Source organism: Nocardia sp. NPDC051990 (genome assembly GCF_040680755.1).
In the GTDB taxonomy this organism is placed as follows: Bacteria; Actinomycetota; Actinomycetes; order Mycobacteriales; family Mycobacteriaceae; genus Nocardia.
Window position 1 is genome coordinate 65830 of record NZ_JBFAXH010000020.1, and the last position, 16007, is coordinate 81836.

At 66.0% G+C, this 16007-nt stretch carries 9 protein-coding genes; 2 read left to right on the forward strand and 7 right to left on the reverse strand.

Annotated features, from left to right (window positions below; translation table 11 throughout):
* Positions 1 to 15: 15 nt before the first annotated feature.
* Both AB0L63_RS27760 and AB0L63_RS27765 read right to left on the reverse strand, forming a co-directional pair.
* Positions 16 to 834: a PhzF family phenazine biosynthesis protein gene (locus AB0L63_RS27760; RefSeq protein ID WP_364506406.1), complete on the reverse strand. Its 819-nt coding sequence runs from the start codon at positions 832 to 834 to the stop codon at positions 16 to 18.
* A gap of 79 nt (positions 835 to 913) precedes the next feature.
* Positions 914 to 3340 (reverse strand): HAD-IC family P-type ATPase, encoded by a 2427-nt coding sequence (locus tag AB0L63_RS27765; protein ID WP_364506409.1) that lies wholly within the window; start codon positions 3338 to 3340, stop codon positions 914 to 916.
* Between the two features lie 33 nt (positions 3341 to 3373).
* Between AB0L63_RS27765 and rarD the strand changes: the two genes are divergently transcribed.
* On the forward strand, positions 3374 to 4294 hold the full coding sequence (gene rarD / locus AB0L63_RS27770) for an EamA family transporter RarD (RefSeq protein WP_364506411.1): 921 nt from the start codon (positions 3374 to 3376) through the stop codon (positions 4292 to 4294).
* 346 nt (positions 4295 to 4640) lie between these two features.
* Here rarD and AB0L63_RS27775 read toward each other — a convergent pair whose 3' ends face one another.
* The 3 genes from AB0L63_RS27775 to AB0L63_RS27785 form a co-directional block, all read right to left on the reverse strand.
* Positions 4641 to 7904: an arabinosyltransferase domain-containing protein gene (locus AB0L63_RS27775; protein ID WP_364506414.1), complete on the reverse strand. Its 3264-nt coding sequence runs from the start codon at positions 7902 to 7904 to the stop codon at positions 4641 to 4643.
* A gap of 155 nt (positions 7905 to 8059) precedes the next feature.
* The gene (locus AB0L63_RS27780) at positions 8060 to 8563 is read right to left on the reverse strand and encodes a hypothetical protein (RefSeq protein ID WP_364506417.1); all 504 of its coding nucleotides are present in this window, start codon (positions 8561 to 8563) and stop codon (positions 8060 to 8062) included.
* Positions 8564 to 8659: 96 nt separating this feature from the next.
* Positions 8660 to 10150 (reverse strand): DNA polymerase IV, encoded by a 1491-nt coding sequence (locus AB0L63_RS27785; protein WP_364506507.1) that lies wholly within the window; start codon positions 10148 to 10150, stop codon positions 8660 to 8662.
* Between the two features lie 340 nt (positions 10151 to 10490).
* Here AB0L63_RS27785 and AB0L63_RS27790 point away from each other — a divergent pair, with 340 nt between their 5' ends.
* Complete coding sequence (locus AB0L63_RS27790) at positions 10491 to 11366, forward strand: UTP--glucose-1-phosphate uridylyltransferase (RefSeq protein WP_364506419.1); 876 nt, start codon at positions 10491 to 10493, stop codon at positions 11364 to 11366.
* Positions 11367 to 11797: 431 nt separating this feature from the next.
* On the opposite strand, the gene AB0L63_RS27795 is transcribed toward AB0L63_RS27790, so the two are convergent.
* Positions 11798 to 12337 carry an NlpC/P60 family protein gene (locus AB0L63_RS27795; RefSeq protein ID WP_364506422.1) on the reverse strand — a complete coding sequence of 180 codons (540 nt, stop codon included), beginning with the start codon at positions 12335 to 12337 and terminating at the stop codon, positions 11798 to 11800.
* 347 nt (positions 12338 to 12684) lie between these two features.
* Positions 12685 to 15885, reverse strand: a complete 3201-nt coding sequence (gene ileS, locus AB0L63_RS27800; protein ID WP_364506425.1) for an isoleucine--tRNA ligase — start codon at positions 15883 to 15885, stop codon at positions 12685 to 12687.
* Positions 15886 to 16007: the final 122 nt, after the last annotated feature.

Here is a 16007-nt window from a genome sequence, read left to right on the forward strand (position 1 = left end):
CCCGGCACCGAGCTGTCAATCCGGCAGTGTCACAACACCATCCAGGTACCGGCGGCAGCGGCCGATGAGCAGTACCCGGTCGCCGGCGAGTTCACAGCGCAGCCTGCCGCCGCGCCGCGATAGCTGACGGGCGGTGAGTTCGGACCGGCCGAACTCGCGGCTCCACAGCGGAACCAGCTGTGCGTGTGCCGACCCTGTGACCGGATCCTCGACCACGCCGAGATCCGGGCCGAAGACCCGGGAGACGAAGTCCACGGTATCGCCGGGCGCAGTGATCACCGCATCGAAGGCGAGCGGCGGGAAGGCGGCGAAATTCGGCCGCGCGTCGCGCACCTCGCGCTCGGAACCAACCACGATCACCTCGTCGAATCCGGTGTAGGCGCGCACCGCGCGCACGCCGAGGGCATCCACCAGCGCGGGATCGGGTGTGACCTCCCTGGATGCCAGCGCGGGTAGGTCGAGTACGTATTCGTCGTCATCGGTGCGGTCGACGTGCAGCCAGCCGCTGCGTGTGAAGAAGCTCACCCGGTCTTCGCCGGGATGGATGTCCTCGAGAATCTGCGCGGCCGTCGCCATGGTGGCATGGCCGCACATCTCGACCTCCCTGGTCGGGGTGAACCAGCGCAGGTGGACGGCGGGCCACTCGCCGGGTGGACCGCCTGCCTCGACGGGTAATTGCGAGGTGTAGAAGGCGGTCTCGGCGAGGTTGTTCTCCTCGGCCAGATGTTGCAACAGCTCGTCCGGCAACCACACCGACAGCGGCATGACCGCCGCCGGGTTGCCCGAGAACGGTGCGTCGGCGAACGCGTCGATCTGATGCAGCAATACCTCCATAGTCGAGAAGGTACTCCAACCCTGAATGATCGCTTCGCACAAGGTATCTCGCAACGCGACGGGTCAGGCGTCAAGCTGTTCAGGCGCCCCCGCCCGGTGAGCTCGGAAGTAGCGTATGCCTCTCGCCTCGAGCTGCGGCGGCGATCCACCAGGCGGCCTCGACGAGCACGATGCCGACGGCGCCGCAGATGAACGCGGCGGCGGTGAGCCCGATATTCGAGGGATCGAGTTTGAAGAAATGCCTGGTGAACGGGATTGTGAACAACAACACATAGGCGAGGATCGAGGCGCCGATGAGCACCACCTTCCACCACACATACGGCCGGGCCACGATGGCCAGCACCCACACCGCGATCATGATCAGGGTGATGAGCGCGGTGGTGCCGGTCTGCTCCTTCTGCTGCTCCAGGGTGTCGTACGTCCCAGCGTGGGCGATCAGGTAGGCGACGAAGGTGGCGATGCCGATCACCACACCCGATGGAATCGCCAAACGCATGACCCGCGACACGAATCCGGAACGGGCGCGTTCATTGTTCGGAGCCAGCGAGAGAATGAACGCCGGGATGCCGATGGTGAACCAGGCCGCGATCGTGACATGCCTTGGCAGGAACGGATATCCGAGCGATTCGTAGTCGAAGATCTGCGAACCGATACCGGCGATACCGACCAAGAAGGCGAGCACCACCGAATACACGGTCTTGGTGAGGAACAGATTCGAGACGCGCTCGATATTGCCGATCACCCGGCGACCCTCGCCGACCACATACGGCAGGGTGGCGAATTTGTTGTCCAGCAACACGATCTGGGCCACCGCCCGGGTGGCCGGACTACCCGAACCCATGGCCACACCGATATCGGAATCCTTCAGCGCCAGTACGTCGTTCACGCCGTCGCCGGTCATGGCAACGGTGTGGCCGCGAGATTGCAAGGCGCCAACCATGGCTCGCTTCTGATCCGGACGCACCCGACCGAAGGTGGTCTCACGCTCCAGCACATCGGCGAGTGCGGCCCGATCTGCGGGCAACTCGCGGGCGTCGACCGGGTGATCGCTGCCGCTGAGATCGAGTGAGGAGGCCACCGCACCGACCGAGACGGCATTGTCGCCGGAAATCACCTTGATCGAAACCTGCTGGCTGGCAAAGTAATCGAGGGTTTCGCGGGCATCGGGGCGCACCTTCTGCTCGAGTACGACCAGGGCCGCGGGTTCGACGGTGCCCGGTGCGTCGGCGGCGTCGACCGGACGATCGCTGCGCGCGAGCAGCAGAATGCGCAGACCTGAGGAGCCGAGTTCCTCTGCGACGCGGGCATCTTCGGAACTCGGGTCGAGCAGCACATCGGGCGCGCCCAGCAGCCAGTCGCCGTGCCCGCCGTAGGAGAATCCGCTCCACTTCTTCGCCGAGGAGAAGGGCGCGACCGCGGTGTACTGCCAATTCGGCTTATCGGTGAGTTCCTCAGCGATGGCCTGCACGCTCGCATTGGGGCGCGGATCGTCGGCGGCCATGGCGGCCAAGGATCGTCGCACCTCGGCGTCGTCGAACGTGCCGAGCGTCTTGATGTCCGACAGGCGCATCCCGTTCTCGGTGAGGGTGCCGGTCTTATCCGCGCACACCACATCGACGCGAGCCAGCCCCTCGATGGCGGGCAACTCCTGCACCAGGCATTTACGCCGGCCGAGCCGAACCACACCGACCGCGAAGGCGACCGAAGTCATCAGCACCAGACCCTCGGGCACCATCGGCACCAGCGCCGCGACCATGCCGGTGACCGCGGGCCGCCAAGACTCCTTACTGGAGACCAACTGGTTGTAGATGCTCAGCAGCCCCGCCGGGATCAACAGATAGGTGATGACCCGGAGGATGGTGTCGATACCGCTACGCAATTCGGACTTCACCAGTGAGAACTTGCTCGCCTCTTCGGCCAGCTTGGCGGCGTAGGCGTCCTTACCGACCTTCGTCGCACGATAGGCGCCGGATCCGGAGACGACGTAGCTGCCCGACATCACCGCCGCGCCGATCGGCTTGTCCACCTGATCGGCCTCACCGGTGAGCAGCGATTCGTCGACCTCGAGCAAGGCGGACTCCTCAACCGTGCCGTCGACGACGATCTGGTCGCCGGGGCCGAGTTCGATCAGATCGTCGAGGACGACCTCCTTCGGCGCCACCGCGAGCGACTGCCCGTCGCGGCGCACGGTCGGCTTGGCCTGGCTGACAATCGCCAACTGGTCCAGCGTGCGCTTGGCCCGGACCTCCTGGATGATGCCGACCGCGCTATTGGCGATGATCAGCAGTCCGAACATGCCGTCGATAATCGAGCCGGTCGCCAGCACCAGGATGAACAACACACCGAGGATGGCGTTGATCCGGGTGAAGATATTGGCGCGCACGATGTCGCGTACGGATCGGCTCGCCCGGTCCGGCACGTCATTGGTCAGCCCGTCGCGACGACGTTGCTCGACCTCCGCCGCGGTCAGCCCGGCGACGGCCGTATGGGGCACGGTAATCGACATGACCGCCAGGCTACCGAGAACTATCTTCGGAGGGTGCAGCAGAGCAGGACGGTCCCAGGTGTCGTATTTGGTACAGGTGCATTTCTGATTTGGGGGCTGTTTCCGGCGTACTTCGGGTTGCTGGCCTTCGCCGATCCGGCCGAGGTGGTGGCACAGCGGATTCTGTGGACATTGGTGCTGGTGCTCGTCGTGCTGGCGATCTCGGGGCAGCTCGGTGGGTTGCGCGGAGTCGCCCCGCGGACCTGGCGGATGGCGGCGGTGGCCAGCGCGGCGCTGTCGATCAACTGGGGCGTGTACGTCTACGGGGTCACTTCCGAGCATGTGGTGGAATGCGCGCTCGGGTACTTCATCAATCCGCTGGTGACGGTGGCCTTCGGCGTGCTGATCTTCCGTGAGCGGTTGGCCAGGGCGCAGTGGGCGGCGCTCGGGCTGGGTACGATGGCGGTCGTCGTGCTGACCTTCGACTACGGCCGACCGCCGCTCATCGCACTGGCACTGGCCTGTTCATTCGCCACCTACGGGCTGGTGAAGAAGGTGATTCCGCTCGACGCGCTGCACGGAATCGCGGCGGAGGGTCTGGTCGCCGCACCGTTCGCACTGGCGTTCGTGATCGTCTGCACGGTGACCGGACGCAGTGAATTCGCCAGTGGCATCGCACATTCCGGACTGATGGTCTCGACCGGTCCGGTCACGCTGTTGCCGCTGCTGCTGTTCGCCATTGCCGCACAACGGGTTCCGCTGTCGACCATGGGGCTGCTGCAGTACCTCACGCCCGCGCTGCAAATGGCCTGGGGTGTGGCCGTCGCGCATGAGCCGATGCCGGCGTCGCGGTGGGCCGGTTTCGCGCTCATCTGGGCGGCGCTGGCGATTTTCACCGCGGACGCGCTGGTGCGTGGCCGGCGGCGCACCAAGATCGCGCAGCCCGAACCCGCTAGTTCAGCAGACAGCCGCTGACCTCCGCTTCCCAGCCATGGCTTCGTAGTGAGGGCACAGTTTTGTCCGGTTTCGTCCTGCCGATATCGGCAGGACGAAACTGCTCTTGTCCTCGGGTACATCGGCCGCGAAAAACCGCAGGCGGCGGAAGGTTTTGGCCCGGACCATCCGCCGCGCCCTCGAACTCTGTGTCCGCGCGGGCGGCGACACCGATACCACGCCGCCATCGCGGGCGAACTCCGCACCCGCTGGGGCGCCACGACCATCACCGACCCCTGGCGCGAACTCCGGCGCGGCTACCCGGGCCGCACCGCCGCGGTACCTGACCGCCTTGGGCCACCCGTATAGCGACCGGCAGCAGCAACCTCTAGTACGACGTATTGATATGGCCCGGAGTCCAGAGGCCGGAGTGGTCCTGTTGGGTGATCTCCGGTTTGGCACGGTCGGCCTCGCCGTTGATGCGCACCAGTTGTTGGAGTTCACCCCAGTCTCGTCGCCAGTCCTGGTCGAGGTAGGTGGCCAGCGTGCGGGGGCGCAGGAGCATATTGGACCAGCCGAGCGGGCCGCCGCCGTCATGGCTTTGCCAGAGGGTGGTGATTTCGGCACCCGGGCGGTCCGGGAGGATGCGGTAGGCCGGGACCTCGGCGATATTGTCGTGGTGGTCGTAGGGGCGCTGGTGCGGGAATTGCAGGCCGACCATCCAGTCGGTGAGGACCGGGACCTGTGATCCGACAACATCGTCCAGCGTTCTGGTCTGCGGCAGCCGGGGCGGGGTGACGGCCAGCCACTGCTTGGGATTGCGGTCGCGGTCGACAATGACGATGCGGATAACGTCCGCGCCGGTGGGGATTTCGCTGAACGGTATGCGCAGATTGCGCCAAGACGGCGCCGGTCCGATATCGATCGGGGTGACCTTGCCCATCGGCTGCGCAGTAATCGCGGAATCGGTTGCGCCGTATTCGATTTCGAGGGTCTGCCCCAGGGTGATGATACCGTCGGCGTCGACCGAACGGATCCGGCCCGCCGCGGTCAGCGCGATAATGCCGTGGCGGTCACCGGGTTCCGGAAGTCGATACCAGCCGGTGGTCAGATCGGCGGGCCCGGCATCACCAGAACCGTAGCTGCCGAGCACCGGGGTCGTCGCCGGGTTCAGTCCGAAAGGCAGTGCGGCGCTCGCGGTTCCGGCGGTGTTCTCCGAGGCCGACTTACTGCTCAGCGCGTCGGCGATACTGCCGGTCGGACTCGAATCGTCGTCGGGGCGCAGATCGGCGGCCACACCCGACCCGGTGAATCCGGTTCCGGTGCCCGAAAGTGTGCTCACCGCATCGCCGGTCAACGGGCGCAGCATGCCCGCATTCGGATCGGTCTCCACCAGCACATGACCGGCCAGACCGGCCGTATTCCCGGTCAGCGCCTCGATATTCGAGCGCGCCAATGAGAATGCCGGGCCCTGGGCCACGGCGGCCTTGGCGAAGGAGCCGACATCCCAGACCACGAGTAGTGCCAGCGCGATGGTCAGCGGCGGCAGCACCGACACCCGCCACGCGAGACGCGAAACCCGATGCGGGGTACCGGGTTCCGGTGCCCGCACATGCCACCACGCGGCCACGGCGAGCAAGGCGGCAGCGGCGAGCAGGAACAGTTTGTTGAGCTCGACACCCGCGAGCACCGGCGGCTTATCCCACCACGGAATGCCGTAGGACGAGACGTACCACCACTTGTTGGGCCCGGAGAACACAAGCGCGAGCAAGAACGCGACCACCGCGGCGAACAGCGCACGGTAGCGCGGCGCCCGCAAAACCCCTGGGGCCACCGCCATCGCGGTCACCATGGCGACCGCACCGGCCACGCCCGCGTACACACCGAAGTGGTGGGTCCACTTCGTCGGCGTGACCATGATCAGCAGCAGCGCGCCGACCGTGACACCGAGAATGCGCCGGGTCGGCCCCGCGGCCAGCAGCGGAATCCGACCGCCCTTGCGCAGCAGGACGATTACACACACGATGAGCCCCGCGAACATCGCGAGCACACCGATCCGACGGCCGACGGAGCCATCGGTCTCGCCTTGGAAGAGGTACTGATAGCGCAGATAGTCGTTGAACCACTCGACGTCTGGGCCGACGATGTGGTGAATTCGCTTCATCTCCAACATGGCCGCCACTGGCTGATCGGCGAACATGATCGCCAGCGCCACGGTTCCGGCGGCCAGCAGCGGGGCGAGCAGCACCGCATAGCCGACCACGCGGGCACCCAACGTTGCGCGAGTCCCCGTGCGGTCCATGATGATTCGCGCGACCGGCCGCAAGCCCGCCAGCAGCGCCGCGATACAGATGACACCCGACGGCCCAGCCGTGCAGGCGAAGGCGGCGACCAGTATCGCGAATCCGGCGGGCAACAACCGGCGGGTGGCAATGGCACGCTCGACCAGACACCAGGTGAGCAGAAGTCCCAGCGCGACCGGTGGTTCCGGACGCAGCCCGTTGTCATAGGCCAACCAGATGGTCAGGAAGCCCAGCGCACCGGTCCACATCGCAACACGGTTGCGCCGCACCGCGACCCCGAGTCGCGGTGCCACCTCGCGGCTGAGCAGCAGCCATATCAACACACCACAGCACAGCGCGGGCAGCCGCACCCACGGACTGGCGGTGCTGACCTCCGTCATGATCCGGATCAGGTCGTAATACGGTGTGCCGACCGGATTTTCGGGCACGCCGAAGTAGGCGAAGTAGTTGGCCATATAGCCCGCGACACCCGACGAACGGGCCATCCCGAACTGATAGCCGTCATCGGAGGTGGTCGACCCGATGAAGTACCAGACCACCATGGTGCCCAGCACCACCGCATCGAGCAGCGAGAACGTCCACCAGCGCTGCGGCAGGAAGCGGTGCACCCGGCGACCGTCCAGCCGATCGAGTCGATACAGCGCAACCAGGGCGACAATCGTGCACAGCACCGCAAGCCAGATCGCCGCGCGCTTGGCCGGAGTGGGCGTCGAGGAGAACCTGGTGTCGAGTTCGGCAGTGACGCGCGCCCCATCGGCGGCGGCCAGATCACTGAAGACACCCACCATCTGCGGCCGGTAGTCGCCGTTGAGCACCACCGGGAATCCGGGTGCCTCGAATCCGACCAGCGTGGCGGTCGCGCTGGTGTTATCGGCGTGCACGGTGAGCTCACAGCCTGGAACCAGTTCGGCCACCGGCACACTGAGCAACGCCTGATTGCGCAGCACCACATCCAACCGCGCCGGCGTATCGGCTCCGGCCTGCACGCGAGCGACGAATCCGTAGCGCTCGAGATCGGGCGCGCCATTGGGTCCGGTCGCCGCAAGGGTGCCACCCTTCGCACTGAGCTGATTGATCGCCGTACACGGCAGAGTGACGTCAAAAGTCAGTGGCGCATAGGAGATCAGCGGCGCCTCGATGCTGCGCGCCGAACCCGCCTGCGGCCAGGTCAGCGTCGCCGCGTCCACCCGAACCGGCAGCAGTGGCACGGCCACGGCGAACAACGCGCCCAACAGACCCGCGAACAGCGCGATCGGCCCGGCCCAACCTCTCCGTGTCTTCGATTGCGCCGTCCCGGGTTCGGATTCCTCGACGGACGGCTGCCCCGCCCACACCATCGTGTCAGCCACGAGGCCTGATCCTAACGGTAGCTATTTCAAATGAAAGTTCTTGCCGGCGTGCGGCATTGATTCACAGCAAGTGCCCAGTTGTCACGGCCGACACCAGGTCGGCCGTGACAACTGGCCCCTTCGAGCGACCTGCAAGCAATCGCTACGGAGTCAACTCAGCCGCAGGCCGCCGACTGCTGGCCGAGGTTGGTCAGCATGGTGCAGGCCCAGGACTTCTGGATCTTCCACTTGCCGTTCTCGGCGACGAACGGCACGTCGACAATGTTCTCCTGGCCGTTGAGCACGACCTTGGCCTTGGCATTGACGCTGTCACCGAAGCTGGTCACATCGGTGACCGTCACACTGATGTTTGCGCTCTTGGCGGCCTCGGCGAGACGGTTCGGCAGTTCCGGATCGGCCTCCGCGCCCTGCACGCCGTCGAGCTTCTCCGAATTCGGCACCGACGGATCGAGCGCACGCTGCAGCTGCGTGTTCAGTTCGGCGACGGAGGGGACCGGCGGCAGATTGGTGTTCGAGCTCGCGCTGGCCGAGGCCTTGGCGCTGGTACTGGTCTTCGCGGCCGGCTTGCTTTCTTTGTCATCGCTGCAGGCGGTCATGCCGAGTGCGGCGACGACGGCCAAGCCAGCGATGGCGATGCGTCCAGTCTTACGAAGCTTCAACTGCTCGTCCTTTGCGTTCGAGTAGGTACAGGTCGTTCCACCAACGGCAGCCGTCACCCGAACCGGCGACGCTGCACGAATGACCCAGGCTACCTGTCAATGGAGACTGCCGAGCGGATCCGCCCGGGACAGACTGATGTCGTCGGCGGCAAAGGTACGCGCCGGACCGGGCCCTGTCGAGCTGGTCTCGAACCGAACAGTAACCACACCGAGCCCGGCGCCCTGCACCCACCCGTGCCCTAATTCGGGGTGCGAGACATCCAGTCCGGGATACCACAGCGTCGTGTTCCGCACTTGCGAATCGCCCTGAGCTGCACCGACGCTCGGCCGCACGGTGGTAGCGACCGGTGCTGCACCGAATGCCGTCGCGGTATCTCCCACCTCGGCGCCCACCGGCCCGACCGACACACCCGCGCCGGGTCGCGATGTGCCGTCCTCGGCTGCCGACAGCCCCCCATCGTCGGAGTGCGGCGCGTCGCCTTCCCCTATGCCCGCGTCCTCGACCGGCGCCTGATCGAGTTCCGGAAACAACGACTCCTGTCGGATGGTCGACAGCCCGCCGTACCCCACTCCGACCAACCGGATCGGCCCGAGCTCGGCCGGATCGATGGCCGAGCGTTGCGCCGCCGTCGTCAGCGTGGCCAGCTCGGTCGTCGCATACGGCAAGGTGAACGACCTGGTCACGATGCTCATATCGGATTTCCTCAGCTTCAGCACCACAGTGCGTGCGGCCCGACCGTCCTTTTCCAGCCGACGGTGCGCGGCCGCTGCCATGGTCTCGATCGCCGGGCGCAGGTGGGCCATCGTGACGATATCGGTCTCATAGGTGCTCTCGGCGCTGATCTGCTTGGCCTCGGCCCGCTCGGCGACCGGCCGGTCGTCGATGCCGCGGGCCAGTCGGTGCAGCGCCGCGCCGACGCTGCCGCCGAGGATGGACACCGCCTCCGATTCCGGCAGGGCCGCGAAGGTGCCGACGGTCTCGATACCGAGCGAACGCAGCCGGCCCTCGGCCACCGGACCGATCCCCCACAGCTTGCGCACCGGCAGCCCGGCCAGCAGTTGCTGCTGCTCATCCGACGAAATCACCCGCACTCCATCGGGTTTGGCCATTCCGGAGGCGATCTTGGCCAGCTGCTTACCGGTGCCAACACCGACCGAGGCGACCAACCCGGTGCGCTCCCGCACCAAGGCACGCAACTCCGCGCAGAATTCGTGCACCTGCTCGACGGTGGCGCCAACCAACTCGGCGGGCTCACCGAACGCCTCGTCGAACGACAGCGTCTCCAGCACCGGAATGCGGCTGCGCAGCGCATCGAACACCCGCCCGCTGACCACGCTGTATACCGCGCCGCGCGGCGGCACCACCACCGCGGTCACCCCGACCAACCGCCGCGCCTGATGCATCGGCATCGCCGAGCGCGCACCGAAGACCCGAGCCTCGTAACTCGCCCCCGCGACCACACCGCGCCCACCGATACCGCCGACCAGCACCGGGCGGCCGCGCAGCGTCGGCCGGGTCAACTGCTCGACCGAAGCGAAAAAGGCATCCATATCGATATGCAGCACCCACCGCCGACCCGTGCGCATGGACGCGGGCCCCACCCCGGCGCCCTCAGCGGTGTTGTCGGTGCTCACGCACGAAAATCTACGCCGCCCTACCGACAGGTCGGCCCACCCGCGCAACACCGAGCTGCACGGGCACCTGTGCGCACCGGCGGCTTACCTGCGCGCCCGGTGTACGTCAGCCGGGTAGTTTCTGCGAGATTGCTATCGGTCGTGCGGGTCCGATAGCGGGGCCAGTACCGCGCCCTGCCCTGCACAACCGCCCGTGACCAGGCCCGATACCGAAATGTTGCCGCCTCGACATGCTCGGGCCAAGCCTGGGGATCGCCGGTTCGGACCCGGTCGGGTATGTGATGATCGGACCATGAAGATCCGCAAGGCCGTGATACCGGCCGCCGGAATCGGCTCCCGGCTGCTCCCGCTGACCAAGGCCATCCCCAAGGAGATGCTGCCGGTCGGCGATAAGCCGGTCATCGAGCACACCGTCCGCGAGCTGGTCGCATCCGGAATCACCGATATCACTATCGTGGTCAGCAGTGGAAAATCCTTGATCCAGGACCATTTCCGCCCCAATCCGGCGCTGGTGGCCCAGCTCAGGGCCGATGGTAAGGACGCCTACGCCGATGCGGTGGAGGAGGTCGGCGAGCTGTCCCGGCTCGGCCATATCACTTACCTCGATCAGCACGGGCCGTACGGCAATGGCACCCCGGTGCTCAATGCCGCCCGCAATCTCGGCGACGAGCCGATGCTGGTGCTGTGGCCAGACGACGTCTTCGTCGCCGGGGTGCCACGCGCCCAGCAGCTGATCGACGCCTATGAGGCGACCGGTGCGCCGGTGCTCGCGCTGATGCCGATGGATCCGTCCGAATCCCAGCGCTACGGCGTCCCGGTCGTCGCGGACGACCACGGCGACGGCCTGCTGCGCATCACCGGCCTGCGGGAAAAGCCCAAGCCCGAGGACGCACCGTCGAACTACGCCGCGATCGGCGGCTATGTCGTCACCCCCGGCATCATCTGCGAACTGCGCAGACAGACCGAGCACTGGTACGAACATCGCACCGGCGAGGTGTACCTCACCGATGCGATCAATGTGTACGCCGCCGACAACCCGGTCTTCGGCCAGGTCATCCAGGGCCGCTGGTACGACACCGGCAATCCGGCCGACTACCTGGTCGCGCAGTTCGCCTCTGCGCTGGCGCATCCGCAGTACGGACCCCGGCTGCGCCAGCTCATCGACTGAACTCGGGTTCGACCAGGGCGGGGCGACGATCACAACCTTGTCGGCCAGCTGGTCGGTGGAAACTTGACATCCGCGTCTCCGCGTACGGAGGCGATTCCTACTTGACCGTTACGGCCTGTCGGTAGGTTCCGGCGCCGGAACAGGTTCCGGTCCAGGCGTTCAGCCTCTCCGCCTGCCCAGCGGCGAGAATATTGTCCGCGGTATTGCGATCCCGGTCATGGACCGCACCGCACAGGCACGTCCGGGTCCGAACCGATCCGGGGTGCCGGGCAGACGCGAAAGGTGTACCGCAACAGCACATCTGCCACCGTACATCGAGGCAAGGAGCATCCGGTGTAGGGCGCACTCGGACCTTGACGACCCTCCGGTGTGAGCCTTGGCCAGCCCGCGAAGGGCGGAGCACCAGCCCACATTTCGGTAGCCGATCCGGATCAGAAACGACGGATCGTGTAGATGTCGAACTTGCTCAGTGGGTGCAGGCCGACCGGAACGCCCCAGTCGTGCGCATCCAGGATCTGCCCGCGGCCGGCGTAGATGCCAACGTGCGAAGCATCGTCGTTGAGGATGACGACATCGCCCAGCGACAAGGCCGAGAAAGGAACCGCCGCACCGACTTTGGCCTGCTCCCAGGTGGTGCGTGGCAGCTTCACCCCGACCTGACGAAACGCCCACTGGACCAAGCCCGAACAGTCCCAGGAGAACGGGCCGGTGGCGCCCCATTCGTAGGGCTTGCCGATCTGGGTGTAGGCCGCGGTGAGTGCGCCGAGTCCGGCGATACTCGGCAGCGGGAGGGCCAAGGCCGCGGAGCCGCTGGCACTGCCGGAGCTGCCGGATGCGGAGCCGGAGCCGCCCGAACCGGAGGCGCTTCCGGTATCACCACGCACCGGTCCGGCCAGTACCAGCGTCACGACGATCGGTAACAGAAACCCAACAGCTATCCGGCGCAATGTCATTTTGTGCGCGCTGGTCATATGCTCGCCCCTTCCGTCGACCCGGCCAACGCGCGGTACCGGCCCCATCATCGACGGAGGGAACCGCACGTCACTGCACCTGCGCAGCAACAGGTAACCGGATGCGGCGCAAGGTATTTCAGGTAGAGCAGCTCAAGCACGAACATTCACTGCTGTCACGGGAGTCCATCTGCGCACCAGCAGCAACATGCCGATTGTGCCGGGCATTGTGCGACCACAGCAAGAAAATCAGCTATTTTACAGCATGTGATCTATGTCACATAAAGCCTGGACGGGTCACAGACGCAAGTCGGGGCGGGATCTCGAGATCCCGCCTCGACCACTGGTCGAAAGACCAGTATTCCGGCTCAGGCCTTCACGATCGATACCCGCACGCCACCGACAATTTCGGCGGCATTCGCGCCCGGATCACCGAAAGTCAGCTCGGTGGCTAGGATTTCGCCCGCGATGAGGTCGCGGTGGGACTGTGCCCAGTCCTGCTTATCGGCGGGCACCGCGAGCACCACGGTGATGCGATCGGATACCTCCAGCCCCAGTGACTTTCGCGTCTCCTGCAGATCGCGGATCACATCGCGGGCCCACCCCTCAGCCTCGAGCTCCTCGGTCACCACCGAATCGAGGACGACCAAGCCCGCATTGCCGGGCAGGGCCGCGGTGGACTCCGGCTCGGCCGCGACCAGGCGCTGGGTGTACTCCTCCGGCAGCAGTTCGATGCCCGCTGCGGTGACCACACCGGCGGCGTTCTCGGACCATTCGCCCGCCTTCACCGCCTTGATCACGGTCTGCACATCCTTGCCGAGGCGCGGGCCGGCGGCGCGGGCGTTCACGACCAGCTCGAAACGGCCGTGCACGGCGACATCGGTGGTCAGGTCGACCTTCTTGACATTCACCTCATCGGCGATGATATCGGCGAACGGCCGCAGCCGCTCGGCATCGGGCGCGGCGATGGTGACCTCGGTCAGCGGCAGGCGCACCCGCAGGTTCTGCGCCTTGCGCAGGCTCAGCACCGTCGAGCAGACCACCCGGACCTCGTCCATGGCGGCGACCAGATCCGGATCCTCCGGCAGCTCACCCGCCTTGGGCCAATCGGCCAGATGCACCGACCGCTCGCCGGTCAGTCCGCGCCAGATCACCTCCGAGATCAGCGGCAGCAGCGGCGCGGCCAGCCGGGTGACGACCTCGAGCACGGTATGCAGTGTGTCGACCGCATCCCGGTCCTCCTCCCAGAAGCGCGAACGTGACCGGCGCACATACCAATTGGTGAGCGCGTCGGCGAAGGCACGCAGTTCGTCGCAGGCGCCCGCGATGTCGTAGATCTCGAGCGCCGCGGTCATCGCATCCTGGGTCGCGGCCAGCTTGGCCAGAATGTAGCGGTCCAGCACATGCGGCGAATCCGTGCGCCACACACCGGTTTTCGAGGCATAGAGCTGCAGGAAGGTCCACGCGTTCCACAGCGGGCGCAGCGCGTGGCTCACCCCCTCACGGATGCCGCGCTCGGTCACGATGAGATTGCCGCCGCGCAGGATCGGCGAACTCATCAGGAACCAGCGCATCGCATCGGAGCCGTCCCGGTCGAACACCTCGTTCACATCCGGGTAGTTGCCCTTGGACTTACTCATCTTCAGCCCGTCGTCACCGAGCACGATGCCGTGCGCGACAACGGTTTTGAAGGCCGGGCTGTCGAACAGCGCGGTCGAGAGCACGTGCAGGTTGTAGAACCAGCCGCGGGTCTGCCCGTTGTACTCGACAATGAAATCGCCGGGGAAGTGGCCGTCGAACCACTCCTTGTTCTCGAACGGGTAGTGCACCTGGGCGTAGGGCATAGAGCCCGAATCGAACCAGCAGTCCAGCACCTCCGGCACCCGGCGCATGGTCGACTTACCGGTCGGATCATCGGGATTCGGCCGGGTCAGCTCGTCGATGATCGGCCGGTGCAGATCGCTCGGGCGCACGCCGAAATCGTGCTCCAACTCGTCCAGCGACCCGTACACATCGATCCGCGGGTACGCCGGATCATCGGAGATCCACACCGGGATCGGGCTGCCCCAGTACCGGTTACGGCTGATATTCCAGTCCCGCGCACCCTCGAGCCACTTGCCGAACTGTCCATCGCGGATGTGTTCGGGCACCCAGGTGATCTGCTGATTCAGCTCGACCATGCGGTCGCGGAACTTGGTCACCGCGACGAACCAAGACGGCACCGCCATGTAGATCAGCGGCTGACCGGAACGCCAGCTGTGCGGGTAGGAGTGCTCGATCGTCTCGTGCCGCAGCAGCTTTCCGGCCGCCTTGAGATCCTTGATGATCACCGGATTGGCGTCGAAGACCATCAGGCCCTCGTACGGTGGCACCATCGAGGTGAACTTGCCGCCCGGATCCAGCGGCTGCACGAGCTCGATGCCGTTGGCGCCAGCGACGTCCATATCTTCCTCACCGAAGGCCGGTGCGAGGTGCACGATTCCGGTGCCGGAGTCGGTGGTCACGTAGTCGGCGGTCAGCACGCGGTGCGCGTTGGGATGGCCGACGAAGAAGTCGAACGGCGGGGCGTAGGACAGATCCGCGAGGGCGGCACCGTCGAATTCGCCGAGCACCTCGACAGGAGCGGAGCCTGCGGAGCGACCAGAGGATTCAGCGTTGCCGAGTTCGCGGGCGTAATGCGAGACCCGTTCGGCGGCCAGCAGATAGCGCTTGCCGTCAGCGCCGCGCACATGCACGTAGCGCACATCCGGATGCACCGCGATCGCGAGGTTCGACGGCAGCGTCCACGGCGTGGTGGTCCAGATGAGTGCGTTGGCGCCATCGAGTTCGTGCAGCGGATGGTCGCCGGGTACGCGCAGCACCATATCCACGGTGACGGCCGGATCCTGACGCATTTTGTAGGCGTCGTCGAGCCGGCTCTCCTGATTCGACAGCGGAGTCTGCTCGTACCAGCTGTAGGGCAGCACCCGGAACCCCTGGTAGATCAGGCCCTTGTCGTACAGCGACTTGAACGCCCACATCACCGACTCCATGAAGTCGAGATCCAGTGTCTTGTAGTCGTTGTCGAAGTCGACCCAGCGGGCCTGACGCGTCACATAATTACGCCATTCCCCGGTGTAGCGCAGTACCGAGGATTTACAGGCCGCGTTGAATTCCGCGAGCCCCATGGCATCGATCTGTGATTTGTCCGTGATACCAAGCTGCTTTTCCGCTTCGATTTCCGCGGGCAGTCCGTGACAGTCCCAGCCGAAACGTCGATCGACCTGCTTGCCGCGCATCGTCTGGAAACGCGGGATGACATCCTTCACGTACCCGGTGAGCAGATGTCCATAATGTGGCAATCCGTTGGCAAACGGCGGTCCGTCGTAGAAGACGAACTCCGCTGCACCCGAACGGTTCTCGATGCTGGCGCGGAAGGTGTCGTCGGTGGCCCAGCCGTCGAGTACCCGACGCTCCAGGTCCGGGAAGGATGCCCCGCTGCCGGCTGCGTAGCGACTGCTTGCAGGTCGCTCGACAGGGCCTGCCAGATCGACGCGCGGGTATGCGCTGCTCGAAGGTTCGTCCGCCATCGCGGATCCCGTCTCCTCGTGCCGCCGCGCCGTAGCGCGTATGTGTCAGCACGGGGACGATGACGACGCCGGTTGCGTCGAAACCGCGGTACCACCCCGCTTGCCCGGGCGGCGCGCCGATC

What these genes read in the sequence shown, in the direction of transcription:
- AB0L63_RS27760 (WP_364506406.1), bottom strand. Translation starts at nt 834, where the DNA reads ATGGAGGTATTGCTGCATCAGATCGACGCGTTCGCCGACGCACCGTTC.
- AB0L63_RS27765 (WP_364506409.1), bottom strand. Translation starts at nt 3,340, where the DNA reads ATGTCGATTACCGTGCCCCATACGGCCGTCGCCGGGCTGACCGCGGCG.
- AB0L63_RS27790 (WP_364506419.1), top strand. Translation starts at nt 10,491, where the DNA reads ATGAAGATCCGCAAGGCCGTGATACCGGCCGCCGGAATCGGCTCCCGG.
- AB0L63_RS27785 (WP_364506507.1), bottom strand. Translation starts at nt 10,150, where the DNA reads ATGCGCACGGGTCGGCGGTGGGTGCTGCATATCGATATGGATGCCTTT.
- AB0L63_RS27795 (WP_364506422.1), bottom strand. Translation starts at nt 12,337, where the DNA reads ATGACCAGCGCGCACAAAATGACATTGCGCCGGATAGCTGTTGGGTTT.
- ileS (WP_364506425.1), bottom strand. Translation starts at nt 15,885, where the DNA reads ATGGCGGACGAACCTTCGAGCAGCGCATACCCGCGCGTCGATCTGGCA.